The sequence below is a fragment of the Sphingomonas sp. AC522 genome, from assembly GCF_979258125.1.
Map to the genome: position 1 here is coordinate 3,263,457 of NZ_OZ409836.1, position 18,538 is coordinate 3,281,994.

17 protein-coding genes are annotated in these 18,538 nt (G+C 64.9%); 11 read left to right on the forward strand and 6 right to left on the reverse strand.

All coding sequences use genetic code 11. The features are described from left to right. Positions 1 to 10: 10 nt before the first annotated feature. Positions 11 to 1,243 carry a cytochrome P450 gene (locus tag ACZZZM_RS16305; RefSeq protein WP_463596127.1) on the forward strand — a complete coding sequence of 411 codons (1,233 nt, stop codon included), beginning with the start codon at positions 11 to 13 and terminating at the stop codon, positions 1,241 to 1,243. A 53-nt stretch (positions 1,244 to 1,296) separates the two neighbouring features. After that, positions 1,297 to 1,773, forward strand: coding sequence for a peptide-methionine (R)-S-oxide reductase MsrB (msrB, locus tag ACZZZM_RS16310; protein WP_463596128.1), 477 nt, complete (start codon positions 1,297 to 1,299; stop codon positions 1,771 to 1,773). 63 nt (positions 1,774 to 1,836) lie between these two features. Here the strand turns inward: msrB and ACZZZM_RS16315 are convergent, their stop codons facing one another. From ACZZZM_RS16315 to ACZZZM_RS16325, 3 genes are all read right to left on the reverse strand, one after another. Next, positions 1,837 to 2,385 (reverse strand): CHAP domain-containing protein, encoded by a 549-nt coding sequence (locus ACZZZM_RS16315; protein WP_463596129.1) that lies wholly within the window; start codon positions 2,383 to 2,385, stop codon positions 1,837 to 1,839. A gap of 128 nt (positions 2,386 to 2,513) precedes the next feature. Next, positions 2,514 to 3,593, reverse strand: a complete 1,080-nt coding sequence (locus ACZZZM_RS16320) for an NAD(P)/FAD-dependent oxidoreductase (protein WP_463596130.1) — start codon at positions 3,591 to 3,593, stop codon at positions 2,514 to 2,516. Next, positions 3,590 to 4,531: an alpha/beta fold hydrolase gene (locus tag ACZZZM_RS16325; RefSeq protein ID WP_463596131.1), complete on the reverse strand. Its 942-nt coding sequence runs from the start codon at positions 4,529 to 4,531 to the stop codon at positions 3,590 to 3,592. Before ACZZZM_RS16325 ends, ACZZZM_RS16320 begins: the two co-directional genes overlap by 4 nt. A 50-nt stretch (positions 4,532 to 4,581) precedes the next feature. Here ACZZZM_RS16325 and ACZZZM_RS16330 point away from each other — a divergent pair, with 50 nt between their 5' ends. The 9 genes from ACZZZM_RS16330 (at position 4,582) to ACZZZM_RS16370 (ending at position 12,898) form a co-directional block, all read left to right on the forward strand. Further along, positions 4,582 to 5,055, forward strand: a complete 474-nt coding sequence (locus tag ACZZZM_RS16330) for an A24 family peptidase (RefSeq protein WP_463596132.1) — start codon at positions 4,582 to 4,584, stop codon at positions 5,053 to 5,055. A gap of 57 nt (positions 5,056 to 5,112) precedes the next feature. Then, positions 5,113 to 6,156, forward strand: a complete 1,044-nt coding sequence (cpaB, locus tag ACZZZM_RS16335; RefSeq protein ID WP_463596133.1) for a Flp pilus assembly protein CpaB — start codon at positions 5,113 to 5,115, stop codon at positions 6,154 to 6,156. 1 nt (position 6,157) lies between these two features. Beyond that, positions 6,158 to 7,804, forward strand: coding sequence for a type II and III secretion system protein family protein (locus ACZZZM_RS16340; RefSeq protein ID WP_463596134.1), 1,647 nt, complete (start codon positions 6,158 to 6,160; stop codon positions 7,802 to 7,804). Between the two features lie 22 nt (positions 7,805 to 7,826). Beyond that, positions 7,827 to 8,462 (forward strand): CpaD family pilus assembly protein, encoded by a 636-nt coding sequence (locus ACZZZM_RS16345; protein WP_463596135.1) that lies wholly within the window; start codon positions 7,827 to 7,829, stop codon positions 8,460 to 8,462. After that, complete coding sequence (locus tag ACZZZM_RS16350) at positions 8,459 to 9,730, forward strand: AAA family ATPase (RefSeq protein WP_463596136.1); 1,272 nt, start codon at positions 8,459 to 8,461, stop codon at positions 9,728 to 9,730. The genes ACZZZM_RS16345 and ACZZZM_RS16350 overlap by 4 nt, the downstream gene beginning before the upstream one ends. A gap of 54 nt (positions 9,731 to 9,784) precedes the next feature. Next, complete coding sequence (locus ACZZZM_RS16355; protein WP_463596137.1) at positions 9,785 to 10,762, forward strand: type II secretion system F family protein; 978 nt, start codon at positions 9,785 to 9,787, stop codon at positions 10,760 to 10,762. Between the two features lie 4 nt (positions 10,763 to 10,766). Further along, entirely contained in the window at positions 10,767 to 11,762 is a 996-nt protein-coding gene (locus tag ACZZZM_RS16360) for a type II secretion system F family protein (protein WP_463596138.1), read from the forward strand. Positions 11,763 to 11,840: 78 nt separating this feature from the next. Next, positions 11,841 to 12,374 carry a hypothetical protein gene (locus ACZZZM_RS16365; RefSeq protein WP_463596139.1) on the forward strand — a complete coding sequence of 178 codons (534 nt, stop codon included), beginning with the start codon at positions 11,841 to 11,843 and terminating at the stop codon, positions 12,372 to 12,374. An 11-nt stretch (positions 12,375 to 12,385) separates the two neighbouring features. Beyond that, positions 12,386 to 12,898 carry a hypothetical protein gene (locus ACZZZM_RS16370; RefSeq protein WP_463596140.1) on the forward strand — a complete coding sequence of 171 codons (513 nt, stop codon included), beginning with the start codon at positions 12,386 to 12,388 and terminating at the stop codon, positions 12,896 to 12,898. Here ACZZZM_RS16370 and ACZZZM_RS16375 read toward each other — a convergent pair. The 3 genes from ACZZZM_RS16375 to glyS form a co-directional block, all read right to left on the reverse strand. Continuing rightward, positions 12,895 to 13,431 carry a chorismate--pyruvate lyase family protein gene (locus ACZZZM_RS16375; RefSeq protein ID WP_463596141.1) on the reverse strand — a complete coding sequence of 179 codons (537 nt, stop codon included), beginning with the start codon at positions 13,429 to 13,431 and terminating at the stop codon, positions 12,895 to 12,897. The two genes, ACZZZM_RS16370 and ACZZZM_RS16375, sit on opposite strands and share 4 nt — an antisense overlap. A gap of 13 nt (positions 13,432 to 13,444) precedes the next feature. After that, complete coding sequence (ppdK, locus tag ACZZZM_RS16380) at positions 13,445 to 16,102, reverse strand: pyruvate, phosphate dikinase (protein WP_463596142.1); 2,658 nt, start codon at positions 16,100 to 16,102, stop codon at positions 13,445 to 13,447. Positions 16,103 to 16,249: 147 nt separating this feature from the next. Next, positions 16,250 to 18,526: a glycine--tRNA ligase subunit beta gene (gene glyS / locus ACZZZM_RS16385; protein WP_463596469.1), complete on the reverse strand. Its 2,277-nt coding sequence runs from the start codon at positions 18,524 to 18,526 to the stop codon at positions 16,250 to 16,252. Between the last annotated feature and the right edge of the window lie 12 nt (positions 18,527 to 18,538).

The window sequence follows — 18,538 nt, forward strand, 5'->3', positions numbered from 1 at the left end:
AGAGGCATGGATGGCTACGCTCGCGACTGGTCCGCTGGAGAATGTCGTCGATCCGCTCGATATGAGCCGCGCCGAGCTCTATCGCGACGACACCTGGCACTCCCCCTTTGCCGAGCTGCGTGAGAAGGCGCCGGTCTATTATACCGAGCACAGCGCCTTTGGCCCCTTCTGGTCGGTCTCCACCTACAAGCCAATCGTCCAGGTCGAATTGCTCCCCGATATCTATTCGTCCGAAGCCGGCGGCATCACCATCGCCGACATGCAGGAAGGCGATATCAAGATGCCGATGTTCATCGCGATGGATCGGCCCAAGCATACTGGCCAGCGCCGCACCGTCGCCCCCGCTTTCACGCCCAGCGAGATGGTGCGGATGAACGAGAATATCCGCACCCGCTCGGCCGAAATCCTCGATTCGCTCCCCGTGGGGCAGGAGTTCGATTGGGTCGATCAGGTCTCGATCGAGCTGACCACCCAGATGCTCGCAATCCTTTTCGACTTTCCTTGGGAAGACCGCCGCAAGCTGACCTTCTGGTCCGATTGGGCCGGCGATATCGAAATCGCCCGCGATCCCGTCCGCAAGGAGGAGCGCCGCCAGCATCTGTTCGAATGCGCCGCCTATTTCGGCAATCTCTGGCAGAGCAAGGTCGGCAAGGAGCCGACGCCCGATCTGATCTCGATGATGATCCATTCGGACGCCATGAGCCACATGGACCAGATGGAGTTCCTGGGTAATCTCATCCTGCTGATCGTCGGCGGCAACGATACTACGCGCAATTCGATGAGCGCCTATGCCTGGGGGCTCAATCAGTTTCCCGAAGAGCGCGCCAAGCTGGAGGCCAATCCGGCGCTGATCCCCAATGCCGTCCAGGAACTGATCCGCTGGCAGACCCCGCTAGCGCATATGCGCCGCACGGCGATGCAGGACACCGAACTGGAGGGGCAAAAGATCCGCGAGGGCGACAAGCTGGCGCTCTGGTATGTCTCGGCCAATCGTGACGAGAGCGTCTTCCCGCAAGCCGACCGGATCATCGTCGATCGGGAAAATGCGCGGCGGCATCTGGCGTTCGGCCACGGCATCCACCGCTGCGTCGGCGCGCGGCTCGCCGAATTGCAGATCGGCATCCTGCTCGAGGAAATGGCCAAGCGCCGGCTGCGGGTAAACGTGACGGGCGAAGTCGAGCGCGTCGCGGCCTGCTTCGTCCATGGCTACAAGAAGATGCCGGTGGAGCTGACTCACTACTAACCAGCCATGGCCCCCTCCTTGCAGCGAGGGTAGCGCGGCTCCACATAAGCCGCATGCAAACCGACCGCCGCACCTTCCTCACCCTCGCCGGGATCGGCGCAGTTGCCGCCGCATGCACCAATCCCGCCGAGGCCGCGCAGCGCTTCGAGTTCAACCTCAGCGATGCCCAGTGGAAGAAGCGCCTCTCGCCCGCCGCATATAATGTGCTGCGGCATGAGGGCACCGAGCGGCCCTATTCCAGCCCGCTCAACAATGAGCATCGCCGCGGGACCTTCTCCTGCGCGGGCTGTGCGCTGCCGCTCTTCAATTCGAAGACCAAGTTCGAGAGCGGGACCGGCTGGCCAAGCTTCTACGCTCCCGCGCCCAATGCCGTGATCACGCGCACCGATCGCTCGCTCGGGATGGCGCGGACCGAAGTAAACTGCCGCCGCTGCGGTGGGCATCTCGGCCACGTGTTCGACGATGGTCCTAAGCCGACCGGCAAGCGCTATTGCATGAATGGCGTGGCGATGACCTTCAAGCCGATCTGAGGCAGGCGCTACACGCAAAAAGGGCCGCGGTTTCCCACGGCCCTTTGTATCTGGCGGCCAGGATCAGCCGAGGTTGGTTTCGAGCACCAGATCGGTAAGGTCAAGCTCCAACGAAGGCTGCGCCGGCAGATCGTCCTCGCGAGTGTTCCCGCCATAGATGAAGCCGTTGACCGGATAGACCGACGTGCCGAGATCGCCATTGGGGGCGAACCATACTTTGACCTGGCTCCAGTCGCCGGCCGGGGAGACGTCGACGGCGCGGACGTTGCGCTCGATGCCGCCGGCACGCGACCAATTGGCGTGGGTGAGAAGCACTTCGCGGTCACCGAGGATGCGCGACACCATCGCGACATGGCCGAAGGGATTACGACCGGTTTTCTTGAACGACATCACCGAACCGATTTCGGGCTGATGTCCGCGCTCGTAGCGGCCTGCGGCCTGGTCCCACCAGGTCCAAGCATTGCCGTGAATCTTCACGCTGGAAACTTCGCGAGCGAACACTGCGCACTGCCAGAAGCGGCTCTTGGCGGCTGCAGCCTCGGCGGGAGCCGCCGTCGTCAGGATGCACGAAGCCACCAGCGCAAACAGCGCTGCAAATGCTCGGAAATTCATGGGACCCCCCGGTCAGGAAGATTGGGTGTTGCAGTGTCCTAAGCAGAGCGATTCCGCCGCGTACACCCCTGCATCCTGCCTATGGGACGAACCGTTGGACTGAGCGGACGGGCCGACGGAACTAGCTGCTATCGGCCAAATCTCGCGGGCGAATAGCGGGCGGGATCAAGCCCAAGGGTCGGGTCGAGCGGATGCGCAAGCAGCAATGCCGCCGCCAGCTTGGCAGCAGCGGGCGCGGTCTGGATCCCGAAGCCGCCCTGCCCGGCGCACCAGAAGAAAGCGGGCTGCGCCGCGTCGAAGCCATAGACCGGCAGACGGTCGGGCGCGAAGCTGCGCAGACCCGCCCATTTATGCTCGAGCTTTTCGATCCGCCAATCGACGACATGCTCGAAGCGGTCGATCGCGACTGCGACGTCGAGATCTTCGGGCTGCGAATCGCAGGGAGCGCAGGCGATCTCGTCATGCGGGCTGAGCCACAGCCGCCCGCCCGCCTCGGGCTTCCAATAGAAGCTGCCTCCGATATGCGCGACGTGCGGACTGCCCTCGGGCGGCGCCGGCTCGGTCTTCAATTGCATGATCGTGCGCCGATAGGGCTGGATGCCGATCGGTGCGACGCCGCACGCCTGCGCCACCGGATCGGCCCAGGCGCCCGCCGCGTTCACCAGGACATCGGCTTCGAAGCTGCCGGCGCGCGTCTCGATGCGCCAATGCCCGTCATGCACCGCCGATTCGAGCCCCGCGGACAGCATTAGTTCGCCGCCCGCGCGCTTCACTGCCTTGAGATAGTCGTCATGGAGACGACCGACATCGATATATTGGCAGCTCGGCTCCAGCACCCCGAGCGTCCATTCGGGCCGCAGCCCCGGGATAAAGGCGTGCGGATCGACAAGGCTGAGCGGAACGCCGCTGCCTGCGAATTCGGCGAGGAAAGCGTGAATCTGTGCCGCTTCCTCGGCGCGGCCGATATGGAGCGAGCCCATCGGATCGAGATAGCCGCCCGCTTCCAGCAGCGCGCCCGAAGCCGTGGTCAGCGGCTGGATATCGGGGCCGCCATAGGTCTCGGACCAGAAAGCGGCCGAGCGCCCGGTCGAATGATAGCCCGGGCGGTCCTCACCTTCGAGCACCAGCACGCGAGCGTGCGGCGCGATCTCGGCGGCGAGGCTCGCCCCGGCAATTCCACCCCCGACAATCGCGACATCGTATTTCAACGCTGCTGCGCCCTCGCCGCCAGGAACAGGTCGATCTCGCCGATCGCGCGATTGCGCACCGGATCGACCTCGCGAAGGATCTCGTGCGCGCTCTCCTTGCCGAAGGCGACGATCCGCGCATCCTTGAGCTTCGCGCCGATCTTGAGCGCTGCCTTGCCGTCGACCAGCCCATCGGCCTTGGCGACGAGCATCAGCACGGGGACGGACATGCGCTTGAGCCGCGGATCGTCACGCAGCTCGCGCATCGATCGGAACGCCTCGATCACCCAGCGCCAGCTGGGCGGCCCGGTTACGATCTCCGGCTTTTCATTGTGCCACCAGATCTCGTCCTCGTAGCGTTCCTTGTCGTGCGTGAGCAGCGAATAGCGGCTGTCACTGGTATAGGGCTTCTCGTTGGTCTTCCACGCCGGGCGCGCCGAATCGCCGACTCCTCCCAGCAGTTTCGCAAAGCTCTCGGCAAAGGGCAGCGCGCTCTTAAAACCGAGCATCGGCGCGATCAGCACCGCCGCATCGGGCGCCGCAGCGCCCTCGGTCAGCCCGCGCAGCACCAGATGCCCTCCCATCGAATGCCCCATCACGACATGAGGCCCGGGCGTGCTGGCGTGCCATTCGGAATAGAAGGCGCGGAAATCGGCGATATAGTCGGCAAAGTCCCCGATATGCCCGCAATTGGCCGCGGGCGTCAGGCGCCCCGAGCCACCCTGCCCGCGCCAATCGAACCAGGTGATCGTCCAGCCCTGGGCATGCCAATGCGCGAAGACCTCGAGATATTTCTCGAAGATATCGCCCCGTCCGCCCTGAAAAAGCATGCTGCCGCGCGGCTTGGCGGTGGCGGCGGGCCAGGCGAAGGCGCGCAGCGATTCGCCCGCGGGCGAGGTCCAGAAATGGATTTTTGCGCCCTCTGGGATCGCGCGGCGCACTGAAATCGGTCCTGTCATGGCCGTTGGTTACGTTTTGATAAGCGGTCACGTCTAGGCATTTGCCTGTGATGGGGGAATTGTTTGCGCCTTTTCTGGTCGTGACGCTTGCGATCTTGCTGGTGACAGCAGGGGTCGAGGACGCGCGCAAGCGCGAGATCGCCAATTGGAAGAATGCTGCGATTGCCCTGCTCGCGCTCCCCTGGTGGTGGGCGAACGGGCTGGCGGTGTGGCCGGACATGGCGCTGCAGATCGGCGTCGCGCTCATCGTATTCGCCTTCTTTGCGGGCGCCTTTGCGCTCGGGCAGATGGGCGGGGGCGACGTCAAGTTGATCGGCGCGCTCGCTTTGTGGCTGCCGGTGCAGCCACTGATCTGGATGCTGATCCTGATGTCGCTGATCGGCGGCGCACTCACGCTCTTGATGATCGCAGAGAAAAGACTGCGCCGCCGCGGCGGCATGCCGCTCGAGATTCCTTATGGCGTGGCGATCGCAATGGCGACGTTGCTGGTGCTGCGCGAACCGATTTTTAACCAATTCCAGTGAATGCTTAACGCCGCCGAAACCAAGATCGGCGCGAAATTTGAGAAGGCCTGACGCGAAATGGACGCACGCAAGCTGATCCTGCTCTTCGGAGCGCTGGTAATTGCCGGCATCACCGCGTTCATGGCGCGCAACATCCTGGTGGGCGCGCCGACGCCGATCGCCGGCGCTGCGCCGAACGCTGCAGGGATGTCGCCTGAGAACACTGTCGAAGTGATGGTCGCCACGCGGGCGCTGCCCGTGGGCACGATCATCGATGCCGAGGCAGTCAAATACGTGCCGTGGCCCAAGGACCTGGTTGAAGGCGCTTACTACATCAAGGGCCAGGGTGAGCCGCCCAAGCTCCAGGGCACTGTCGTGCGATTCGCGATTCCCGCGGGCCAGCCGCTCACTCAGGGCGCATTGGTCAAGCCGGGCGACCGCGGCTTCCTCGCCGCCGCTTTGGGCGCCGGCATGCGTGCCGTCACGGTTCCGGTGTCGGCACAGAGCTCGGTCGCAGGCTTCGTATTCCCGGGCGATCGTGTCGATCTCGTGCTGACTCAGTCGGTGTCGGGCGGCGGCGATGGCCCTCCGCTCAAGGCTTCCGAGACGATCCTCAGCAATCTGCGCGTGCTCGCCACCGATCAGCGCACCGACAAGGGCGTGGACGATAAGGGCAACACTGTCGTCAGCACCTATTCGACCGTCACGCTGGAGGCGACGCCCAAGATAGCCGAGAAGATCGCAGTCGCGCAGACCGTGGGCACCATCTCGCTCTCGCTGCGCTCGATCGCCGACAATCAGGGCGATCTGGAAGCGGCAATCGCCAGCGGCGATGTCAAGGTTCCAACCGATGCGAAGGGCGAGAAGGAAATGCTCGCCCGCGTCGCTGCCCGCCCCGTCGAGGGCGGCGCAACCTTTGCCACCGGTGCAGACGTGTCGCGCTTCCAGCGCAGCACCGTACCCGGCAAGCCCAAGGAAGAGCGGGGGGCAGGCGGCCCGCCGATGATGGCGCCGGGCGGCACACCGTTCCCGGGCGGCGCCATGCCGGTTGCGCCTGGACCGGTCGTCACAATTACTCGCGGCAACACCGTCACGGTGGTTCCGCTCGGGGGGAAGAACTAAGATGCGCATCCTGGCCAAGCCATTGGGGCTGCCGCTCGCGATCCTAGCGGCGGGGGTGATGGCGGGAGTCGCCGTGCCCGCTGCCGCGCAGACCGCGCCCGGCACGTCGCTGACCCAGCTCAACACGGGCCGAGGCCGGCTGGTCACGCTCGATTCGCCGATCACCAACGTGTTCGTCGCGAACGAAGCGATCGCCGATGTTCAGGTCCGCTCGTCGACCCAGATCTACATTTTCGCAAAGGCGCCGGGCGAAACCACGGTGCATGCGACCAGCAAGACCGGCCGCGTCGTTTATGCGAGCACGGTCCGCGTCGGTAACAATATCGATTCGATCGCTTCGATGCTGAGTCTCGCAATGCCAGATGCCAAGATCATCGCGACGCCGATGAACGGCCTCGTCTTGCTCACCGGCACGATCCAGTCGCCGGGCGATGCCGCCGAGGCCGAGCGTCTCGTCCAGGCCTTTGTCGGCAAGGACACGCAGATTGTCAGCCGCCTCAAGACCGCGACGCCGCTGCAGGTGCAGCTTCAGGTGCGTTTCGCCGAAGTCAGCCGCACCTTCGTCAAGGATGTCGGCGTCAATCTGCTGACTCGCGATCAGACCAGCGGCTTCCAGTTCGGCGTCTCGTCCGGCACGCGCGTGCCGGGCACGATCACCACACCCGACGTATCCAACCTGCCGGTGCTCGATGCTTCCTCGAAGTTCGGCTTCCCGGCGGGCACGGTGAGCCTGCCTTACGATCCGCGCCGCGGCGACTTCGTCTATCCGGGCACGGGCTCGGCCTACACCTTCAACAAGGGCACGGCGAACACCGCATTGGGCTTTGCGGGCAAGTTGCTCGGGCTCGACGTGCTCGGCGCGCTCGATCTTGGCGAGCGGATCGGCCAAGTGACCACCCTCACCAATCCCAACCTCACCGCGCTTTCGGGCGAGACCAGCACGTTCCTGGCGGGTGGTGAAATTCCGCTGCTGGTGAGCCAGGGGCTCGGCGCAGTCTCGGTCGAGTACAAGCAATATGGCGTCAGCCTGGCTTATACGCCCACTGTGCTTTCGGACGGGCGCATCTCGCTGCGCGTCAAGCCGGAAGTATCGTCGCTGTCGGCCGCGGGCGCAGTTACGATGCCCAATGGCACCACCATCCCGGCGCTAACCACGCGGCGCGCCGAGACCACGGTCGAGCTCGGCTCGGGCGAATCGATGGTGATTGCGGGCCTGATGACCAACAGCCACGACAATCTGATCAACAAAGCCCCAGGCCTGGGCGATGTGCCGGTATTGGGCGCGCTGTTCCGCTCGAACAGCTTCCAGCGCAATGAGACCGAGCTGGTGATCGTGATCACCCCGTATCTGGTCAAGCCGGTCAACGCGAACCAGATCGTGCTGCCTACCGATGGCTATAAGGCGCCGGACGACTTCCAGCGCATCATCGGCGGCCAGCTGAGCGGTAGCACGCCTGCCGATCGGCCCAAGCCGAGCATGGCGCAGCCGAGCGGCCAGCCCTCGGTCGGCGCGATGACGCCGGCTCCGCTGGCACCCGCGCCCGCGTCGCAGCGCCGCGACCAGCCTGCCACGGCGCCTGCGCCCAAGCAGTCCAAATCAAGCAAGAAATCCGGTTCGGCTGCGGCTGCCCCCGGTTTCGGCTTCTGAAATGCCCCTGAGGAGATACGCAATGTCCGCGCGCTTCACCCCCCTGCTCCTGGTCCCGGCGCTGCTGCTCAGCGGCTGCGGGACCTATAATGGCGGGGTCGAATTGGCCAACCAGCCGATCGTCCAGCGGACCGATTACGTCTTCGATCTGCAGACCTCAGGCTATGGCCTGGCGCCGGGCGAAGGCCAGCGGCTCGCGGGGTGGATGCAGTCGATGCGGCTCGGCTATGGCGATCATGTCTCGATCGACGACGGCGCCGGCGGCTCGACCGCGCGCGACGAAGTCGCTGCCGAAGCCAATCGCTACGGGCTGCTGCTCGATGCCAGGGCGCCGGTGACGATGGGGCAGATCGCACCCGGCACAGTCCGCGTGGTCGTCACGCGAATGAGTGCGGCCGTTCCCGGCTGCCCCGATCGTTCGCGCGAATACACGCCCGATTTCTCGGCGAGCACCAGTTCGAACTATGGCTGCGCGACCAATTCCAATCTTGCCGCGATGGTCGCCGATCCCGGCGATCTGGTGCGCGGCGTGCCCGGCGGGCCGACCACCGATCCGGCGACCGGTACTCGCGCGATCAAGGCGCTGCGCGACGCCCCGCCCAGTGGGGCCGGCGGCACCGTCCTCAAGTCTGAAGCCACGAAGGGTGGCGGCAAGTGAACGCTCCATTCAATCCCGCGCGCACTGCGCATCGCGAGCCCTTCACGGCATTCGTCTGCGACGAGGCGACGGCGGAAGCGCTGCGCCCGATCGCAGTCGAGCTCGGCTGGTCGCCTGAAAAGGTCAACAAGGGCGGGCTTCGCAACGCGGTCCAGACTCTGTCGGTCTCGGCGAGCCCGCAAGTGCTGTTCGTCGACCTCTCGGAGAGCGGCGACCCGCTCAACGACATCAATGCGCTTGCCGAAGTCTGCGAGCCCGGCACGGTCGTGATCGCCTCCGGCCAGGTCAACGATGTGCGGCTGTACCGCGACCTGGTTGCCAGCGGCATCCACGATTATCTGCTTAAGCCGCTCAATCCCGACGCACTGCGCGACACCTTTGCCCAGGCCCAGGTGGCGCTCAACGCGCCCAAGGCGACCGAATCGGCAAGCGACCGCCCGCATTGCGCGGTTGCGGTGATCGGCACGCGGGGCGGCTGCGGCGCTTCGACGCTGGCGACTTCGCTGGCCTGGCTGCTCAGCGAGAAGCATGGCCGCTCGACGGCCCTGCTCGATCTCGACGTGCATTTCGGCACTGGCGCGCTGGCGCTCGATCTCGAGCCGGGCCGCGGGCTTACCGATGCGATTGAAAATCCCAGCCGGATCGACGGATTGTTCATCGAGCGCGCCATGGTCAAGGCATCGGACAGGCTCTCGGTGCTCTCGGCCGAAGCACCGATCCACTCGCCGGTAATGACCGACGGCGCGGCATTCTATCAGCTTCAGGAGGAAATCCGCGGGGCGTTCGAATCGACCGTCATCGATTTGCCGCGCGGGATGCTGGTCAACCACCCGCATCTGATCACCGACGTGCAGGTGGCGGTGCTGGTCACCGAACTCTCGCTGGCCTCGGCGCGCGATGCGATCCGGATCCTGTCCTGGTTCAAGTCGAACGCACCGCAGACGCAGGTGATCGTCGTCGCCAATCGGGTCCAGCCCGCGGCGATGCTCGAGATCAGCCGCAAGGATTTCGAGGGCTCGATCGAACGCAAGATCGATATCGCGATCCCCTTCGAGCAGAAGCTTGCCTCTCAGGCCGCCAAGCTCGGCAAGCCGCTGGCCGAAGTCGCCAAGGGCAATAAGGGCTTCACGCCGCTGACCGACCTGGCCGACCGCATCACCACGATCACCGATTCGGGCGAGCGCGACGACAAGGCGGCCAAGGGCGCGAAGGGCGATTCGCTTATGAGCAAGTTCAAGCTCAAGCTCGGATCGAAGGCAAAGAAGTAACCACTTCGCATTTATGGTGCGCGGCATTGTGATGGTTCTGGAGGCTCGCGCGGCATGGAATTGATGCCCGTATTGATGATCGGCGGCGGTGCCATGGCGGTGCTCATGCTGATGATGCTCGCGTTCTCCGGACCCTCGGCGGAGCGCGCCGGCTCGCGCCGGCTGTCGGGGATCAAGGACCGCAACGTCGTCAGCGCCGTGGGCGCCAACGCCATGGAGACGCAGCTGCGCCGCGTCACGCGCGGAGCAACGCGCGCCGACATCAACGCCGCACGCTTCCTGCCCAATCCGGCCCAGCTCCAGAAGCGCCTGAACATGACCGGCAAGAACTGGACGCTCAGCAAATATATGCTTGCGTCGGGGGGACTAACCCTCGTGGTCGGCGGACTGCTGTTCATCCAGGGCGCGCCGATCTGGCTGTCGCTCGCCGTCGGACTGTTCGTGGGCATGGGGCTGCCGCACAAAGCGGTGAGCTTCTTCATCAAGCGCCGGATCAACAAATTCACGGCGAAGTTTCCTGATGCGATCGAGCTTCTCGTGCGCGGCTTGCGCTCGGGCCTTCCGATCACCGAGACGATGGGCATCGTCGGCGCCGAAGTCGATGGCCCGGTCGGCGAGGAATTCCGCTCGGTATCGGACAAGATGAAGATCGGCCGCACCCTCGATTCGGCGCTTCAGGACACCGCGGATCGCCTCGGCACCCCCGAGTTCCAATTCTTCACGATCACCATCGCGATCCAGCGCGAGACCGGCGGCAATCTCGCCGAGACGCTCGCCAATCTGGCCGACGTGCTTCGCAAGCGCAGCCAGATGAAGCTCAAGATCAAGGCAATGTCTTCGGAATCCAAGGCATCCGCGTTGATCGTCGGGTGCCTGCCGTTCGTCGTCTTCACCATGGTCTGGTTCATCAACAACAATTACATGATGAATTTCTTCAGGGACGATCGCCTGATGGTCGCCGGCGGCGGCGGTCTGGTCTGGATGGCGCTCGGCGCCTGGATCATGGCCAAGATGGTCAATTTCGAGATCTGATGCGATGACACCAGCCCAAGGTCCTACGGTGCTCGGCATCGACGTGTTGTGGGTGGCGACCCTGCTCGCCGCCGTGGCCGCAGCCTCCGTGTTCTTCGCAATCTATATGGCGACGACGGTGCGCGATCCGATGCGCGGGCGCGTCAAGGCGCTGCAGGAGCGCCGCGAGCAATTGAAAGCGGGCATCACCGCCTCGACTTCCAAGCGCCGCGCCAAGCTCGTCCAGAAGACTGACACTACCGACAAGATCCGCGCGCTGCTTTCGAGCATGAAGGTGCTGCAGGAAAGCCAGGTCAAGATCGCGCAGACCAAGCTGCTCCAGGCGGGCATCCGCCGGAAGGAATGGGCGGTCGGCGTTATTTTCGGGCGGCTCGTGCTGCCGATAGTGATCGGCGGGCCGATGCTCTATGCCGTCTATGGCACGAGCATGGTCGCCGATTGGAGCCCGCTCAAGGCATATGGCCTGGTCGCCGTGACCTTCATCCTGAGCTACAAGGCGCCCGATCTCTATCTCAAGAACAAGATCACCAAGCGCAGTCACGCGATCCGCAAGGGGCTTCCCGACGCGCTCGACTTGCTGGTGATCTGTGCCGAAGCGGGACTCACGGTCGATGCCGCGTTCCACCGAGTTTCGAAGGAATTGGGCAAGGCCTATCCCGAACTGGGCGACGAATTCGCGCTGACAGCGATCGAACTGGGCTTCCTCACCGACCGCCGCCAGGCATTCGAGAACTTGGCCAACCGCATCGATCTCGATGCGATCCGCGGCGTGGTCACGACCATGATCCAGACCGAGAAATACGGCACTCCGCTGGCGTCGGCACTGCGCGTGCTCTCGGGCGAATTCCGCAACGAACGCATGATGCGCGCCGAGGAAAAGGCTGCGCGCCTGCCCGCGATCATGACGATCCCGCTGATTCTGTTCATCCTCCCGGTGCTGTTCATCGTGATCCTCGGGCCCGCGGCCTGCTCGATCAACGACGCCCTGATGACCGGTTAATCATTACGATGGCGTCGAACCCTCGCGCGCTGTACCTTCCAGCCCAAATATAGGGCCTAAAAATAGGGAGGTCGACAGATGCAGGGTTTGCCGTTCGAGACGATGACGCAATTCGTGGCGCTGGGCCTTACGTTGATCGCAGGCTGGTTTCTGGGCCTCGCCAGCGCGCCGGGCGGCCGCAAATGGCGCGACCGCTATTATGACGAAGAACTGAGCAACGCCGGCTATCGCGACCGCTCCGAAACCGACCTGCGCGACGCCACGCGCCGCATCCGCGATCTAGAGGCTGAAAATGCCCGCCTGCGCGCCGACGCGCCGGTAGCTTCCCCCGCTCACGAGGCCGAACCCGTTCGCGAAGGCCATTCGACCGCCGCGCTCGCTGGCGCCGCAGTTGCCGGGGCTGCTGCGGGCGCAGTCGCAACGCACGCTGTCCACGAGCATCACGAAGCGCCTGCGCCTGCGCCAACTCCTGCCCCGGTTCAGCCGGTCGCCGCCGATCATGCCGAACCTGCTATCGCCAACGGCAATTCGGACCATATCGAGCCCGCCAAGATCGCGCATGAATCGCATGCGGAGACTCATCTCGCTCCGGCGGACGCGCATCACCACTGAGGCGCTAGCGCATGGAAATGCCGTACGAGACCCTCACGCAATTCGCCGGACTGGCGCTCGCTTTGCTCGGCGGCTGGTTCCTCGGCCTCGCGACTGCGCCCGGTGGCGGCAAGTGGCGGGACCGCTTCCATGACGAGGAAATCGCGCACGCACGCTACCGCGACGAAGCGGGCGAAGAGATCCGTGCCAAGACCAAGCGGATCCGCGATCTCGAAGCGCAATTGGGCAAGGGCACTGGGCCTGCGGTGGTGTCCGAGCCCGGCGCCGGCTGGCGCGGCTGGTTCGGTTGGGGGCGCGACAATCTGGCGCGGATTCGCGGGATCGACGAGGCGCGCGAGAAGCGGCTCAACGAGCTTGGCATCAAGACCTATCGCGAGATCGAGAAGATGACTGCCGAGGACGAAACGGCGCTCGAGACTCGGCTAGGGCTGTCGCATGGCACGATCGCCGGCGAAGCCTGGCGCGAGCAGGCTGCTTTGCTTGGCGCGGGCAACGAGGACGAGCACGCCCGGCGCTTTGGCTAATTGGCGGCCAGCATAGCCCGCTGATAGACTTCGACCACCTCGGCGATCGGCTTTTCGCTCGCGATAAGCACTGCGTGGTGGCGCAGAATGTCGCTCTCGCCCTGCCCTGCCCAGCTTCGTTCGGAGGACAGATTGCGCCGGCTCGGGGCGAGCGGGCGGACGGCTACGCCGAAAGGGGTCTCATCCATAAGTGCTGCGTTCATTTCCGCGGTCAGCCGGGCGGGAACGTACCAATTATCTGCCTCGGAAAGCACTTCGCCGCCGCAGGTCAGCTGGACGCGGCGATAGGCGATCTGATCGTTCGCATCGACGCCCAGCAATTCCGCATGCGCCCCGGCGGGTACGGCCTCGCGGCGCGTGACCATTGCGCGGACCTTGAGCCCTGGCCGCTGCCGGTCGCACCAGGCCTGGAGCACGGCGGTAGCGCTCGGATTGGCGAACAGCGCGCGGTCGAGCGCCTCTACGTCACTGGTCTGCGCAAAGGCCTGTGTGGCGCTCAGCGCGGCAACTCCAACCATCCAAACGCCCTTCATCCGCGCCGCCCAGTTACTCTCGCCGCAACGCGGCCTGCGCAGCTGCCAGCCGCGCGATGGGGACGCGATAGGGCGAGGCCGAGACATAGTCGAGGCCGGTCTGCTCGCAGAAGTCGATCGAGGCGGGATCGCCGCCATGCTCACCGCAGATGCCGAGCTTGATGCCGGGCCGCGTCGCGCGGCCACGCTCGGCGGCGAGGCTGATGAGCTCACCTACACCTTCCACGTCGATCGAGACGAAGGGGTCGCGGGCGTAGATCTGCTTCTCGACATAGGTGGTCAGGAAGCGCGCGGCATCGTCGCGGCTCACGCCCAAAGTGGTTTGGGTCAGATCGTTGGTGCCGAAGCTGAAGAATGCGCCGACTTCGGCGATCTCGGCGGCGCGCAGGCACGCGCGGGGCAGCTCGATCATCGTGCCGACCAGATATTCGATCTCGCGGCCCTTTTCGGCGAAGACTGCCTTGGCGGCCTTGTCGACCACCGCCTTCATCAGCTCGAGCTCGCGGCGGGTGCCAACGAGCGGGATCATCACTTCGGGGATCGGCGCGGCGCCGGACTTTTCGGCGACGATCACCGCCGCCTCAAAGATCGCCCGCGCCTGCATCTCGTAGATCTCGGGATAGGTCACGCCGAGACGGCAGCCGCGATGGCCGAGCATCGGGTTGAACTCGTGGAGCTCGGCGGCGCGGCGCTTGAGCACCTCTACATCGACCGAAGCCGCGGCGGCGACTTCGGCGAACTCGGCTTCCTCATGGGGGAGGAATTCGTGGAGCGGCGGGTCGAGCAGGCGGATCGTGCAGGGCAGCCCGACCATCACTTCGAAGATCTGGACGAAGTCGCTGCGCTGCTCCGGGAGGAGCTTGGCGAGGGCAACGCGCCGTCCGGCTTCGTCTTCCGCAAGGATCATCTGGCGGACCGCGGTGATGCGGGCTGAGTCGAAGAACATGTGTTCGGTGCGGCACAGGCCGATGCCTTCGGCGCCGAACTCGCGGGCGGTGCGGCAATCGAGCGGCGTTTCGGCATTGGCGCGCACTCGCAAGCGGCGCTTGGCGTCGGCCCATTCCATCAGCGTGCCGAAATCGCCGGAGAGCTCGGGCTGGACGGTTGGGACTTCGCCGAACATCACTTCGCCGGTGGTGCCGTCGATGGTGACGGTGTCCCCCTCGCGGACTTCGCGTGTGCCGACGCGCATGATCTTCTCGCGGGCATTGATCGAGAGCGAGCCGGCGCCCGAGACGCAGGGGCGACCCATGCCGCGGGCGACGACCGCCGCGTGGCTGGTCATGCCGCCGCGCGCGGTGAGGATGCCCTTGGCGGCGTGCATGCCGTGAATGTCCTCGGGCGAGGTTTCGGTGCGGATCAGGATCACGCCTTCGGCCGAGCGCTTTTCCGCGGTGTCGCTGTCGAACACCGCGATGCCCGACGCGGCACCGGGGCTGGCGGGGAGGCCCTTGGTCAGCACGTCGCGGGGCGCATTGGGGTCGAGCGTCGGGTGGAGGAGCTGATCGAGCGCTTGCGGATCGACGCGGAGAATGGCTTCCTCCTGGGTGATCAGGCCTTCGCTGGCCATGTCGACGGCGATCTTGAGCGCGGCCTTGGCAGTGCGCTTGCCGCTGCGGGTCTGGAGCATCCAGAGCTTGCCGCGTTCGACGGTGAACTCGATGTCCTGCATGTCGCGGTAATGGCGTTCGAGCCGGTCGAACACCGCCGCCAGCTCGGCATAGGCCTCTGGCATCGCCTCTTCCATCGACAGCGGCTTGGCGCCGGCGGTCTCGCGGGCGGCCTTGGTCAGATATTGCGGGGTGCGGATGCCCGCCACCACGTCTTCGCCCTGGGCATTGATCAGGAACTCGCCATAATAGGCATTGTCGCCCTTGGCGGGATCGCGGGTGAAGGCCACGCCGGTGGCCGAAGTGTCGCCCATATTGCCGAACACCATCGCCTGGACATTGACGGCAGTGCCCCAATCGGCGGGGATGTCGTTGAGGCGGCGATAGACCTTGGCGCGCTCCGACTGCCACGAGCCGAACACCGCGCCGATCGCGCCCCAGAGCTGATCGTGGACGTCCTGCGGGAAGGGCTTGTTCCAAAGCTCCTGCACGATCGATTTGTACTCGGCGACCAGCGCCTTCCAGTCGTCGGCAGTCAAATCGGTGTCGAGATTGTAGCCGCGGTCTTCCTTGGCGATCTCGAGCGCTTCCTCGAAGCGGCCGTGATCCAGTTCGAGCACCACGTCCGAATACATCTGGATGAAGCGGCGATAGCTGTCCCAGGCGAAGCGCGGGTCGCCCGAGGCCTCACAAAGCCCGACCACCGTCTGATCGTTGAGGCCGAGATTGAGGACGGTATCCATCATGCCGGGCATCGAGACGCGGGCGCCGGAGCGGACCGAGACCAAGAGCGGGTCTGCCGCGTCGCCGAATTTCTTGGCCGTAACGCCCTCGATATGGGCGATCCCGGTGGCGACTTCAGCCTTGAGGCTATCCGGGAAGCTCTCCTCATTGTCGTAATAGAGCGCACAGACCGGGGTGGAGATCGTGAAGCCGGGGGGCACCGGCAGGCCGATCGCGGCCATGCCATCGAGGTTGGCGCCCTTGCCGCCGAGCAAATTCTTGTCGCCCTGACCGCCATCGGACACGCCGCCGCCGAAGCGGTACACATATTGCGTCATCTCAGCCCCTTTTCGCGCTGCAGCGCGCGTACCGCAGGTGCGAACAAGGGGAAAGCGCCGACTGCGTTGTCAGAAACAAGATTTGGTTCGCAGGCGCCAAGTTCCGTCGCCAATCTTCCCAATCTTCGCACTGGCCATGGGGTCCGCTCAGCCCTCGATCTTCGAGAAATCCGCCACTTTGTGTACCGCGTCGCGCATCCGGGCGAGCAGCGAGAGGCGCGCGGCGCGCTTGTCGGGGTCGCTGTCGTTCACCGTCACCTTGTCAAAGAACGCATCGATGGGCGCGCGGAGACTGGCCAGGGCCGCCATCGCACCTTCGAAGTCCTCACGCTCGATCGCAGCGTCTGCTTGTGGGGAGGCCGAGTCGAGTGCCTGGATGAGGGCTTCTTCCTCATTTTCGGGCGTGTAGGACAGGCTTTTCTGTTCGGCGCCCGACCAATCCTCTTTTTTCAATATGTTAGCGGCGCGCTTGTAGCCGGCGAGGAGGTTCTTGCCGTCTTCGGTGGTGACGAAGGCCTGGAGCGCGTGGACGCGGGCGAGCAGGCGGACGAGATCGTTCTCGCCACCGAGCGCAAACACCGCGTCGATCAGGTCGTGGCGGACGCCGGCTTCTTTTTGCTGGACCTTGAGGCGGTCGGCGAAGAAGTCGAGCAGGAAAGGAAACATTCCATCCCCCTGCTCTATCGAAATCAAATCTGTATCTGGTCGCAGCTCCTCAATAAGTTCGAGGCTAGAGATGAGATCAAGGGCAGGCAATTCGTTGGCTAGGCGCTCAAGGCCAGGGTGAACATAATGGTATTGCCGCGCGAGAGCAGCAGTGCGAGAAACCACTGTTACTGCAAAGGCATCTAGTAATTCGAGGCGAATTTGGTTCGCTTCCAGAAGCCGAATGATCGCGAGCGCCGCACGTCGAAGTGCGAACGGGTCCTTGGACCCCGTTGGCCTCTCATCGATTGCAAAGAAAGCCCCAAGCGTATCCAGCTTGTCCGCCAGCGACACCGCCACCGTCACCGGTGCAGTTGGCACCTCATCCCCTTGCCCGACCGGCTTGTAGTGATCGCGAATCGCTTCGGCGACCTGCGGGTCCTCCCCCTGCGCGGCGGCGTAATAGCCGCCCATCAGGCCTTGTAGCTCGGGGAATTCGCCGACCATGCCGGTGACGAGATCCGCCTTGGCGAGGCGCGCGGCGCGTTCGGCGAGGGTGGCGAGTTGCGCAACATCATTCCCCTCCCGCTTGGGGGAGGGGTTAGGGGAGGGCTTTTCCGCGAGCGTATCGGTTGAGGATGTCACAGGCCCTCCCCCGACCCCTCCCGCAAGCGGGAGGGGGGAAGTAGAAGTGACGATGCCTTCTTCGACCAGCCATCTTGCCAGCTTTGCGACGCGATCGACCTTGTCGGCGACGGTGCCCAGCTTCTCGTGGAAGACGATCTTTTCGAGCTTCCTGGCCTGCTCCTCGAGCGGCACCTTCAGGTCGGTGTCGTAGAAGAAGCGGGCGTCGGACAAGCGCGCGGCCAAGACTTTCTGGTTGCCCTCGACGATCTTCTGGCCGCCGTCGCTGGCGTCGATATTGGCGGTGCAGACGAAGGCGTTGGCCAGCTTGCCCTCGCCATCGCGGCAGACGAAATATTTCTGGTTCACGCGCGCGGTGAGCTGAATCACTTCGGGCGGTACGGTCAGGAATTCCGGGTCGAAGCGGCCGAGCAAGGGTACTGGCCATTCGGTGAGGCCGGCATTCTCGAAGAGCAGGCCTTCATCCTCGACCAAGCGGAGCCCGGCCTTCTGCGCAGCGAGTTTGGCGCCGACGGCAATGATCGCGCGGCGTTCGGCGCCGTCTACGATCACATGGCAGGCGCGCAGCTTTTCGGCATAATCATGGGCGCCGCCGATGGTGATGACGCCCGGATGGTGGAAGCGGTGGCCGACGGTCTGCGCGCCGCTCTTCACGCCCGCGACTTCGATCGGCACGAGCTTGTCGCCGAGCAGGGCGACGATGCCCTGCAGCGGGCGGACCCAGCGGAGACTCTCGGTGGAGGCGGAATCCGCACCCCAGCGCATCGATTTGGGCCAGGGGAAATTGTGGAGCACATGCCCCGCGGCGCTGGCGAGCACCGAGCCGGCGACGATGCCGGGGCGGTCGATAACGGCGAACAGGACCTGGCCGGCCTTGCCCATGTCACGCGTGACGAGCTGCTCGCGGGTGAGGCCGGTCGAGCGGAGGAAGCCCTGGATCGCCTGATCGGGGGCATCGGCGCGCGGGCCCTTGCGCTCTTCGCTGACGGCGCTGGTGGTCTCGGCGACGCCGCGGACTATCAGCGCGAGGCGGCGCGGAGTGGCGAAGCTCTCGATGCTCTCGAAGGGCAGGTTGAGGGCTTTGAGGCGATCGCCGAAGAGATTGGCGAGATCGGCGCGCGCCTTTTCCTGCATCCGCGCGGGAAT

Bases quoted from the DNA above. Each gene is read 5' to 3' on its own strand.
- ACZZZM_RS16340 (WP_463596134.1), top strand. From the start codon at position 6,158: ATGCGCATCCTGGCCAAGCCATTGGGGCTGCCGCTCGCGATCCTAGCG.
- ppdK (WP_463596142.1), bottom strand. From the start codon at position 16,102: ATGACGCAATATGTGTACCGCTTCGGCGGCGGCGTGTCCGATGGCGGT.
- ACZZZM_RS16370 (WP_463596140.1), top strand. From the start codon at position 12,386: ATGGAAATGCCGTACGAGACCCTCACGCAATTCGCCGGACTGGCGCTC.
- ACZZZM_RS16345 (WP_463596135.1), top strand. From the start codon at position 7,827: ATGTCCGCGCGCTTCACCCCCCTGCTCCTGGTCCCGGCGCTGCTGCTC.
- glyS (WP_463596469.1), bottom strand. From the start codon at position 18,526: ATGCAGGAAAAGGCGCGCGCCGATCTCGCCAATCTCTTCGGCGATCGC.
- ACZZZM_RS16360 (WP_463596138.1), top strand. From the start codon at position 10,767: ATGACACCAGCCCAAGGTCCTACGGTGCTCGGCATCGACGTGTTGTGG.
- msrB (WP_463596128.1), top strand. From the start codon at position 1,297: ATGCAAACCGACCGCCGCACCTTCCTCACCCTCGCCGGGATCGGCGCA.
- ACZZZM_RS16355 (WP_463596137.1), top strand. From the start codon at position 9,785: ATGGAATTGATGCCCGTATTGATGATCGGCGGCGGTGCCATGGCGGTG.
- ACZZZM_RS16305 (WP_463596127.1), top strand. From the start codon at position 11: ATGGCTACGCTCGCGACTGGTCCGCTGGAGAATGTCGTCGATCCGCTC.
- ACZZZM_RS16365 (WP_463596139.1), top strand. From the start codon at position 11,841: ATGCAGGGTTTGCCGTTCGAGACGATGACGCAATTCGTGGCGCTGGGC.
- cpaB (WP_463596133.1), top strand. From the start codon at position 5,113: ATGGACGCACGCAAGCTGATCCTGCTCTTCGGAGCGCTGGTAATTGCC.
- ACZZZM_RS16315 (WP_463596129.1), bottom strand. From the start codon at position 2,385: ATGAATTTCCGAGCATTTGCAGCGCTGTTTGCGCTGGTGGCTTCGTGC.
- ACZZZM_RS16325 (WP_463596131.1), bottom strand. From the start codon at position 4,531: ATGACAGGACCGATTTCAGTGCGCCGCGCGATCCCAGAGGGCGCAAAA.
- ACZZZM_RS16330 (WP_463596132.1), top strand. From the start codon at position 4,582: ATGGGGGAATTGTTTGCGCCTTTTCTGGTCGTGACGCTTGCGATCTTG.
- ACZZZM_RS16375 (WP_463596141.1), bottom strand. From the start codon at position 13,431: ATGAAGGGCGTTTGGATGGTTGGAGTTGCCGCGCTGAGCGCCACACAG.